Origin of the sequence: Falsiroseomonas sp. E2-1-a20 (assembly GCF_051433195.1) — a bacterium.
Taxonomy (GTDB): domain Bacteria; phylum Pseudomonadota; class Alphaproteobacteria; order Acetobacterales; family Acetobacteraceae; genus Falsiroseomonas.
Genome location: NZ_JBHMFT010000081.1, coordinates 1 through 8,656 on the forward strand (window position 1 = coordinate 1; position 8,656 = coordinate 8,656).

The following is an 8,656-nucleotide window of genomic DNA, read 5'->3' on the forward strand; positions in this document are numbered from 1 at the left end:
GACCTTCTGCTGTCTCCGCTTGCCGGGCACAAAGCGCCAGGCCGGCATCGCCGTTCCAGTTGGCAACGCGGAACAAGCTATGGCGTTGATTGATGGAGGCTGGGACAGAGGGATTGTGATGCACGTTCTGGCAATCGGCCCACGCGTCTATCTTGGCGACATCTACCTCTCCCTAATGCGGGAGGGCCATGAAGTGCGGGTGCATGCCGAGGATTCTCCGGAAGAACGCGCCTTTGACGGGATCATCGAAACAGTCCCCGACTGGCGGGCGGAACTCGATTGGGTCGGGCGCGCCGGCCTGATCCTGTTTGAGCGCGCGGACCGTGGCACCATCCAGGATGCACTGCGCGCCGACGGCTACCGCGTTATCGGCGGCAGCGCCTTCGGCGATCGGCTGGAGAATGACCGCGCCTTCGGCCAGGCGGTCCTGCAGGATCTCGGCCTCCCCGTCGCCACCAGCCGCGCCTTCGAGCGGCCACGCCAGGCCTTGGATTGGCTGTCCCGCAACCCAGGGCGGCACGTGCTGAAATTTGACGACAGCCGCCGTCCGACTTTTGTCGGTGAGCATCCCGACGGCCTCGACCTGGCGTTCATGTTGCGCCGCGCGCCCGAGGGCCGCGTGCTGTTGCAGGAGAGGCTGGACGGCGTGGAGGTCGGCATTGGCGCCTATTTCGATGGTCGGCGCTTCCTGCAGCCTGCCTGCATTGACTTCGAGCATAAGCGCTTCTTTCCCGGCGAGATGGGCGAGATGACCGGTGAGATGGGGACGCTGGCAAGTTACGAAGGCGCCGAGACATTGTTTGAGGCAACGCTTGGCCGGGTGGCGCCGCAACTCGCAGCCGCCGGGCATGTCGGATACGTGAACCTCAATCTGATAGTGGAGGAGCGCGGTCCGCTGCCCCTGGAATTCACCTGCCGTTTCGGCAACCCTGGTTTCGCCGTGCTAGCGGCGATGCAGCGGGACGGCTGGGGAGATCTGTTTCTTCGCATGGCGGAGGGCGGCGCTGCCGGCTTCGCGACGACTCCTGGCTGGTCTGTTGCAAACGTGCTGACGGTCCCACCCTTCCCCGCCGTGGACGCTGATGCAGGTCCGGCCGACGACGTGCCGCTGTTCTTTCTGCGGCAGCCCGAGGACGCGGAGCTGCGTTTCCATCACCTCGTGGATGTCCGGAAGGACGTGCAAGGCCAGTTGCTTGTCCGCCGGCGTTCGGGTCACGCCATGATCGTCACCGGCATCGGCCCCACGGTGCAGGACGCACAGCGTGTGGCCGCGGAGCGTGCGCGCAACGTTGTAGCGCCTGAGCTGCGCTGGCGCGGCGACATAGGCGACCGCTTCCTGATGGGGGAGCGGGAGCGGCTTGTCGACTTAAGTTGGCTTTCCTGAACCTGGCGCGCCCGTGTGGTGCCGCGCAGTGCGCCCGGCACTGTCATGACCCTATGGAGGCGGGTAAGCACAGCTGCGCCGGAAGTTCGGAGCCTACCGGATGGGTATCAGAACCTAGTCTTAACGGTCGAAGCGTCATGACAGCTGGCCCTGCACCATATCGCTTCCTTATGCGGCAACCCGGGCCAAGCGCCGCAGGCCCGCGGAGCCCCCGTTTGCGTGCCGATTGAAACTAGGCGCGGACGGGGTCGCCCGCCGAGGGCGGTGCCGGGTCGCTCGGCGCGCAGGAAAAATAGCTCAGCCCGGCGTGGGCGCGTCGCGCAACCCGCGCCAGCTCGCGACTTCCGCCACTGTCAGCGGCTGTTCGGCCGGGATATCCGTGCGCCTTCGGCGCAGCATGGCGATGCGGCGCAGGATGAACGCGTCCAGCGCCGCGGCATCCGCGATACCAGGTGGCCGCTCCGCGGCGGTGTAGCGGGAGGCCTCGGCGGGGTGCGACTGCAGCAGGCGCGCGACCAGCCGCGGCTCCACCTGCTCCAGCCGCAACGCAAGACCCTCGGGCTCCGGCTCCAGCACGAAGTCGCCATCTGGCCCCAGCAGGCGCCAGGGCGATGCCACGAAGGGCAGCAGGCTCGGGTTGACCACGGCGGCCTCGTGCATCTCCACCGCCAGCATCGCCTCGGCCAAGGCGTCGAACAGGCCGATCGGCAGCGGCAGGCCCGGCAGCAGCCCTTCGGCGTCGAAGCGGCCGTAGCAGAGTTCCACGCGGCCGTCGGCCCTTGGCTGCGTCACGTGCCACAACCCGTGCGCGGCCCGCAATTGGGCCGGTCTCGCCTGGCGCTGCCGCCCGCCGACACCCGCCCAGGTGAGCGAGAGCGGCATGGCGTCAGGCCCGGCGCTGCCGGTCGACCGTCACGAAATCATTGGCCGGTGGCAGCGGGACGGCGGTGGAAGCCGGCGCCTCCGTGCCCTCGCCGGTAATGAGGCGCGCACCGCGTTGGAAGGTGAGGTAGCTCCACAGCCATTCGAAGGAGACGACGATGCGGCTGCGGAAGCCGATGAGGTACCAGACATGCGCGATGCCCCAGAACCACCAGCCAACCAGCCCAGTCAGGTGGACGCCATCCAACGCCACCACGGCGGATCGCCGGCCGATGGTGGCGAGGTCACCGTGATGGCGGTAGGCGAATGTCGGCGGCGCCGGCTTTCCGCCCGCGCGGGCCGCAATCACCCTGCCGACGTAGCGGCCCATCTGCTTCGCTGCCGGCGCATTGCCGGGTACCGGGTGGCCGGTTGCGTCCAGGGCCGCGGCGAGGTCGCCGACAACGTAGATATCGCGCGTCCCGGACAACGAAAGGTTGGGCGCCACCTTGATGCGTCCGGCGCGATCCCGCTCCGCCTCGACCCAACCTGCCGCGGGCGAAGCCACGACGCCTGCGGCCCAGACCGTCGTGCTGGCGGCGATCCGCTCCTCGCCACATTGCACTCCGGCGGCATCGCAGCGTGTGACCCGCGTGCCGGTCAGAACCTGCACCCCCATCCGTTCCAGCGATCGTAGGGCATAAGCGCCCAGCTCCTCCGGGAAGGTTGGCAACAGGCGCGGCCCGGCCTCGATCAGCACGACACGCGCCATGCGCGGGTCGATGGCGCGAAAGTCGTGCGGCATGGCCTGGCGGGCCAGTTCCACCATGGCGCCTGCAAGCTCGACGCCCGTGGGGCCGCCGCCGATCACCACGAAGGTCAGCAGCCGGCGCCGCTCCGCCTCGTCGGACGAGGCCTCCGCGCGTTCAAAGGCCAGCAGCAGGCGACGGCGGATGGCGGTTGCATCCGCGATGGTCTTGAGACCCGGGGCTACAGAGGCCCATTCGTCATGGCCGAAGTAGGAGTGCGTGGCGCCGGTCGCCAGCACCAGCACATCATAGGGCAGCACCAGACCACCGGTGGCCTGCACGGTCCGGGCGGTGCGGTCCACGCCGGTAACCTCGGCCATCAAGACGCGGACGTTGCGCTGGCGTCGGAAGATGGCCCGGATGGGCCAGGCGATGTCGCCGGGGGACAGAGCGGCGGTTGCGACCTGGTAAAGCAGCGGCTGGAACAGATGGTGGTTGTGACGGTCGATGAGCGTCACATCCACCGGCGCGCGTGCCAGCGCCCGCGCCGCTTCCAGGCCGCCAAAGCCTGCGCCGAGGATAAGCACGCGGAGCTGGCGTTCAGCCATGGGAGGGCTCTGGATCGCGCAGGTGGTCTGCGGCAGGAGGTCGCATGGCGGCTCGTCCGGCACGTGCTGCTCCAGCAACGCGACCTTGTCCGTCAAGGTTGCCCGCAGGCAAAGTCCCATGCCACGCAAGGCGACAGGCGACATGACACCCCAGTGGGTGAGGCCGGGTTCCGGGGGGTGTCTGGACCGTCGGTGGACCTCTCACACGGGCGCTTCGGGCGTTTTTCAGGCGGGCACCTACGGAACGCTCCGCGTCTCGTCCTTGTGTTCCGTGGCCGCCACTAACTTTCGCGCGTCCCGGCGTTGCATCGCTGCCGGAATACGCCAGCGCGCAGCCATCCACGACGGGCAGAGCGCCTAGGCGCGGAGAGGCCACAGGCTTCCGGTGCTCCCAACCGATCGGAGAACGCCATGCAGCAGAACTATCGCGAGGTCTATGTCGACGGGCTGGTTAACGCTCGTGCGCTCGAGACGCAGGCCATCCAGATCCTGTCCCGTCAGGTCGAGCGGCTGGAGAACTATCCCGAGATGGAGCAGGCGCTGCGCCGCCACATCCGTGAAAGTGAGGTGCAGCGCGATCGCCTGGACGAGCTGCTGTCGAGCCTCGGCACCTCGCACTCCACGATCAAGGACATGGCGACCGGCTTCATGGGTAACATGGCCGCGATCGGCCATGCCGTGATGCCGGACGAGGTACTGAAGAACACCCTGGCGAACTACGCCTTCGAGCATTTCGAGATCGCGTCCTACAAGTCCCTCATCACCCTCGCCGAACTCGCCGGACACAGCGCCGCTAATGCGCCGCTCGACCTGTCGCTGCGCGAGGAGGAGCGGATGGCGCAGTGGTGCGAGGACAACCTTGACGCCACCGTCCGGCGCTACGCGCAGCTGCGCGCCCAGGGCGCGAAAGCGGGCGTGTGATGCTCGGCTGAAGCCAGGCGCCTGCCGGTCAGCCGCCAGGCGTCGGCCTCGATCCATAGGGCGAGGCTGTCCCCGCCGGCGTTGAGGCGGTCCCGCACCAGCAGGACAATCTTCGGCCGGGCGCCGCAGCCCTGGCAGCACAGCCGGGCCAGCGTATCCGCGGCCGTCAAGCCGGTCCTCCTGGCGGAGATGGGCGGCACCGGGAAGCGCCGGAAGCGGCAGGCCGGCGTTTGGGTGGGCGTGGAACTGCGCACCGGGGCGGTCAGGCATCAGGCGGGTTTTTCAGGCTGAGGCCGCCTCGCTCGCCTTGACCCCTGGCGGCAGCGACGTCCCCGCATAGCCGGTGATGAACAGCGCGCGCAGCCATGGGGCCTTCTCGCGCGCCGCTTCGGCCTGACTATAGCAGTTGCAAGCCGTGCCGAGGCACATCGGCGTTCTAGCCGCCTGCCCCAACCACAGGGCGGGCCCAACCGGCGCGGCATGCTTGTCGTCTCGTCCCGACAAGGGCAAAGGACATTAGCCGTGACGATCATTGTTTCCGTGAAGATCAACGACGGCATTGTCATGGCGGCCGACAGCGCCGGCACCATGGGCAGCGGCCAAATTTATACCCACGCGAACAAGATTACGAACCTCTGCAAGGGGCTGCCCCTCGGCGCGATGTCGACTGGTGCAGGCGGCATTGGCAACGAGTCCGTCGAAACCCTGCTGAAGGACCTGCGGCGGCGCTTCGCCGGGTGCGACCCGGCATATGCCGACTGGCGACTTGACCCCGCGAGTTACACGCTGGAGCAGGTCGTCGGACGTCTGCGGACATTCCTGTTCGAGGAGAAGGCGGCGCCTTGCCTGGAGCCGATCAACCTTCAGCTTCGCCTCTGCGGGTACTCCGCAGGTCGGTCGCTCGCTGAGGTCTGGGAGGTGAGCATGACAGGGCAGGACTGCCCACCGCCGCGACAAATCATGGAGGAGACCGCCTTCGGCGTGATGTGGGATGGCCAGTATGAAGCGCTCAACCGGCTGATCCTTGGCCTTGGCTTCGACATCGGTAGAGCGCTTGTGAAGCACGGCCTGCCGGCCGAGCAGGCCGGCCGGCTGCAGGAGGAACTGGTCGGTGACCTTTACGCGACGCTGTCCGTTCCGGCCATGCCGATCCAAGACGCAATCGACTTGGCGCGCTTCCTGGTCGAGACCACAATCGGCTTTGTCCGCTTTGCCGTCTTCATGCCGAAGAGCGTCGGCGGCGCGGTTGAGATCGCGGCCATCACGAAGCACGAGGGCTTTCGCTGGGTGCAGCGGAAACGCTTCTATCCCGCCGGGCTGCGCCAAGACTGCTGATGCAGCGGAAGCGCGGCGAATAAAGCATTCAGTTGTGATTTATGTCGGTCATTGTGGCGCGGCATGTCGCCCTGCTTGGTCATGGCCGCGTTTCCTGAAAGCCTCGAGAACTTCCAAGGTGGCGCGACCAGAGACCGGATCGGAACCAGACTGTTTAGTCAGGCAGTCTGGTTACAGACCCGGGCACATGCGGAATCCGCGCCAAAGCGGCGCGTAAACTGAGGACGTCGCCTTACGAGCACCCGCTACAAGAGCGGTGTGCCTCCAGTGACGGCGTAGATGCCGCCTGTCATGTAGCTGGCCTCGTCAGAGGCGAGCAGGACGTAGATGCCGGCCAACTCCCTTGGCTGCCCAGCCCGACCCAGCGGCGCGTCCTCGCCGAAGCTCTTCACCTTCTCGACTGGCATGGTGGAGGGAATCAGCGGGGTCCAGATCGGGCCCGGTGCGACTGCATTCACCCGGATCCCCCTACTTCCCAGCATCTGGGCCAGGCCTGCGGTGAAGTTGGAAACAGCACCCTTCGTTGAGGCGTAGGCCAGGAGCATAGGGCTCGGCTTGTCCGACTGGATCGAGGTCGTGTTAATGATGGACGACCCAGATCGCATGTGCGGCACGGCAGCCTTCGCCAAATGGAACAACGCAGTATGGCCTCGCCAGAGGCTACCTGGCCCCTCTTGATCATGCCGATTCGGCGAGATGAACGACGCTCAGGCATATCAATCTTGCTCAATCATGCCCTGTACCTGGTCGGACGCGGGGCACTATTGGCTAAGCCTCTACGTTCCGTTGCCGTGCCTAGCTGGCTACCGTATCAGCCATCTTTGCCTGCCGCTGCCCCATCGGGCGTTCCGTGTGGGTGGTGGTATCGCGGGCGGTCTGGTGTTCCATCTCGGCGTTCAATTCGGCCCCGACCAGGATCACCGCGGAGGATATCCAGATCCAGGTCATGAAGCCGATAACAGCACCGAGCGATCCATAGGTTTCGTTGTAGCTGCCGAAATTGGTGACGTACCAGGAGAAGGCGGCGGACACAGCGAGCCAGGCGAGCGCCGCGAAGCCGCTGCCCCAGGTCACCCAGCGCCAGCGCGCCGTCGCGCGGCTCGGACCCCAGCGATACAGCGTCGCCAGGACAAGGGAGACGAGCAGCAGCAGGAGCGGCCAGCGGCCGTAGCGCAGCAAGGTCTCGACGGTCCCGCCCAGGCCGATGAAGCCCAGAACCACCGGCAGTGCCACCACCGCCACCATGGTCAGGATGGCGAAGACGATGAAGCCGAGGGTGAAGGCTAACGTGGTGAGCGTCAGCTTGATGAAGCCCCGCTTTTCCTGTTCCTCGTACACCACGTTCAGTGCGTCGAAGACCGCCTTTGCCGCCTGGTTGGCGGACCACAGCGAGACCAGCAGGCCGGCGATGGCACCGAAGCCCAATGTTCCGCTTGCGGTCTCTGCCACGCGGCTCACCTGCTCGTTGATGATGTCCATGCCGCCGCCGGGGACCACACCGCCGAGCGCTTCCAGATGCCCCTGGATCGTGGTCGGGTCGGCCACCAGCGCGTACAGCGAAACCAGCGCCGCGATCGCCGGGAACAGCGCCAGCAGCGTGTAAAAGGTGATGCCGGCGGCTTCCGTGAGCAGCCGATCCTCGCTGGCCTGGGACAGCGTGCGCTTCGCCACCTGCCACCAGCCACGCCCCGGAATTTCTGAGGGCGTGGTGGCGTTCCGGCCACGCCCGCCGGCTTCTTGCCCACCTGCCTCGCGTCCCGCCGTTGCGTTGGGCCGCCCGTTGCCGTCCTGGCCCGCGCGCCGTTGGCGCGCAGCATCGCGGCGGGTCCGCGAAAGGACAGGCTGCGGGCCGCCGCGCTTCGCATTTACCGCCAGCAATCCGGTCAGCGCCGCGGCTGCAACCATCCATCCGCCGCCCTGGCGGGCGGTTCCTTGATCGTCCGGCATGCGCAAAGGCCTCTGTCGTTCGGTGGCGCAACGCAGTCACACCGCCAGGGTGCCGCCGGCACCGAATCTTTTTGCCTTACGCGGCGCCGAATGATGCAGGCGTCGACCACGTTACCGCCGATATCGGGATCTCACATGCTGCTTCCGCAGATGCGTCGTCGCTGACCTGGACTTGGCCCATTGGTATCAAAATAGCAGGTCAAAAGGCCGCAGTTGCTCCACGCGTTCCGCGGTCGTGCCCAGACCCACGAGGGCAATGACGACGACGACAAGCGCCAGCGAGAGGACAACCAGTATGGGTACCGGCTTTATCATTGCAACCAAAGATAGCATGCAAGGCAGGCTTACACCTAGATTTATTGACTTACTTCCTGCTGCTGCAACCCCTGGTCAATGCGCCTCCTGCCGGATTCTTATGACGTCGAGATTGGCGAGAAGGGGCGGGCACCAGCTTGTCAGCGTTTGCGCGCTGGGAGCCCCCCTCTCCTCCGCCCGGCCGCAGCCTCCCCGCTCGTTCAGCTGGCACCGGCCACCTCGAGGCGCTGGCACCTTTACGCGGTACCAGCCACCTCGGGCAGCAGCCGTAGCGCCACCTGCGCTGCGGCGCCCACTTCCCGCTCCACCGCGGCGGCGCCTTCTGCACGCAGCGCCTCCGGCAGGCGGTTCTCCGGCGCGCCCACCACCAGCGCCGCGACTGCGGCCTCCGGGAAGCGGCGCTTGAGGCGGCGTAGCAGGTAGCGCGCGGCGGCGGCGGAGGCGCCGCCCTCCACCGCGCACAGCCAGGCCTGCCGCACGCTGCTCGGCTCAAAGCCGGTCAGATCGTCGCCACGCAACAGCTCGGCCGGCGCCGC

The 8,656-nt window shown here is 66.9% G+C and carries 8 protein-coding genes and 1 pseudogene; 3 read left to right on the forward strand and 6 right to left on the reverse strand.

Annotation, left to right across the window (positions count from 1 at the left end):
* Positions 1-1,384 (forward strand): hypothetical protein (locus ACFHPP_RS29580; RefSeq protein ID WP_437166817.1); only part of this gene is annotated, 1,384 nt, incomplete at its 5' end.
* A 297-nt stretch (positions 1,385-1,681) separates the two neighbouring features.
* On the opposite strand, the gene ACFHPP_RS29585 is transcribed toward ACFHPP_RS29580, so the two are convergent.
* Together ACFHPP_RS29585 and ACFHPP_RS29590 are read right to left on the reverse strand one after the other, a co-directional pair.
* Positions 1,682-2,266, reverse strand: a complete 585-nt coding sequence (locus ACFHPP_RS29585) for a hypothetical protein (RefSeq protein ID WP_437166818.1) — start codon at positions 2,264-2,266, stop codon at positions 1,682-1,684.
* Positions 2,267-2,270: 4 nt separating this feature from the next.
* Complete coding sequence (locus tag ACFHPP_RS29590) at positions 2,271-3,698, reverse strand: NAD(P)/FAD-dependent oxidoreductase (protein WP_437166819.1); 1,428 nt, start codon at positions 3,696-3,698, stop codon at positions 2,271-2,273.
* Between the two features lie 315 nt (positions 3,699-4,013).
* Between ACFHPP_RS29590 and ACFHPP_RS29595 the strand changes: the two genes are divergently transcribed.
* Entirely contained in the window at positions 4,014-4,523 is a 510-nt protein-coding gene (locus tag ACFHPP_RS29595) for a ferritin-like domain-containing protein (RefSeq protein ID WP_437166820.1), read from the forward strand.
* On the opposite strand, the gene ACFHPP_RS29600 is transcribed toward ACFHPP_RS29595, so the two are convergent.
* The gene (locus tag ACFHPP_RS29600; protein WP_437166821.1) at positions 4,481-4,693 is read right to left on the reverse strand and encodes a hypothetical protein; all 213 of its coding nucleotides are present in this window, start codon (positions 4,691-4,693) and stop codon (positions 4,481-4,483) included. The genes ACFHPP_RS29595 and ACFHPP_RS29600 overlap by 43 nt on opposite strands.
* Positions 4,694-5,045: 352 nt before the next feature.
* On the opposite strand from ACFHPP_RS29600, the gene ACFHPP_RS29605 reads away from it, so the two are divergent.
* Entirely contained in the window at positions 5,046-5,858 is an 813-nt protein-coding gene (locus ACFHPP_RS29605; RefSeq protein WP_437166822.1) for a hypothetical protein, read from the forward strand.
* A gap of 245 nt (positions 5,859-6,103) precedes the next feature.
* Here the strand turns inward: ACFHPP_RS29605 and ACFHPP_RS29610 are convergent.
* From ACFHPP_RS29610 to ACFHPP_RS29620, 3 genes and pseudogenes are all read right to left on the reverse strand, one after another.
* A pseudogene (locus ACFHPP_RS29610) lies at positions 6,104-6,496 on the reverse strand (SDR family oxidoreductase); the annotation flags it as partial.
* A gap of 157 nt (positions 6,497-6,653) precedes the next feature.
* Positions 6,654-7,529 carry a YihY/virulence factor BrkB family protein gene (locus ACFHPP_RS29615; RefSeq protein ID WP_437166823.1) on the reverse strand — a complete coding sequence of 292 codons (876 nt, stop codon included), beginning with the start codon at positions 7,527-7,529 and terminating at the stop codon, positions 6,654-6,656.
* An 827-nt stretch (positions 7,530-8,356) separates the two neighbouring features.
* On the reverse strand, positions 8,357-8,656 hold a 300-nt coding region (locus tag ACFHPP_RS29620), incomplete at its 5' end, for a hypothetical protein (RefSeq protein ID WP_437166824.1).